This is a genomic window from Oleiphilus sp. HI0043 (assembly GCF_001634935.1).
The window spans coordinates 1-883 of record NZ_LWEY01000310.1 but is presented as its reverse complement, the minus strand read 5'-3'; the positions used below and the strand labels follow the sequence as shown (position 1 = coordinate 883).

Below are 883 nucleotides of genomic sequence, written 5' to 3'. Positions count from 1 at the left end.
AACAATGCCTTAGAAATATCAAAAGGTAGATATATAGCCTTTCTGGACTCTGACGATATCTGGGAGAAAGACAAGCTAAAGGTTCAAATAGAGTTTATGCAAGAGCATTCAGCCCCCATTTCACATACAAGCTTTAGCTTTATGGATGAACAGGGGGAAGACTCTCGAGGAGCTGTTGACGTTAGCCCGCTCGTCGATTTACCCAAACATTTGAGTAAAACTGAAATGGGTATGTCTACCTGTATGGTGGATACTAAACTTGTTGGTACATTTCGTTTGAGCGAAGTACGTGCTAGGCAAGATTTTCTATTATGGGTTTCTTTGTTGGCGAAGGGGCATTCATCCTATGGCTTATCTCGTTATCTTACTAAATACCGTATTAGAAAAGGACAAATTAGTGCGAATAAGTTAGTTGTTGTTCCTAAGACATTTCTCCTTTACATGAGGATTTCTCATATCCCAGTGCCTATGCGGTTCATCTATTTTCTGAGATATGTTTTTAATGCTTTTGCAAAGCGCTCAAAAGTAAAACGATAGCGAATTATACGTCTTGGTTTAATTGGCGTATGTATTTCTTAAGTCGATTGGTTTAAGTAGTGGAGTAAGATAAAAGTGAAGGTGTTAGTGACAGGTGCTGGCGGATTCATAGGGACAGCAATGTGCTCTCAGGTCCGAGGTGCTAAGCTTGACTTGGTGGCGGCGGTTAGGCAAGCGCAGGAGAGAAGTGTTGATGAGGTATCTATAGGTGATATAGACGGTAGTACTGATTGGTCTAAGGTCCTCCAGGGTGTCGATGTTGTAATTCACCTTGCTGGTAAAGCTCATTTTCTAAACCAAACGGGCTTTGATTTTCTGGAAAGTTATCGAACTGTTAATACATTGG

The 883-nt window shown here is 40.9% G+C and carries 1 protein-coding gene and 1 pseudogene; both read left to right on the top strand.

Annotated features, from left to right (window positions below; translation table 11 throughout):
* Positions 1-537, top strand: a 537-nt coding sequence (locus tag A3729_RS04325; RefSeq protein ID WP_068633265.1) for a glycosyltransferase, incomplete at its 5' end; no start/stop codon positions are given.
* 120 nt (positions 538-657) lie between these two features.
* Positions 658-883 (top strand): annotated as a pseudogene (locus A3729_RS04320) (hypothetical protein); the annotation flags it as partial.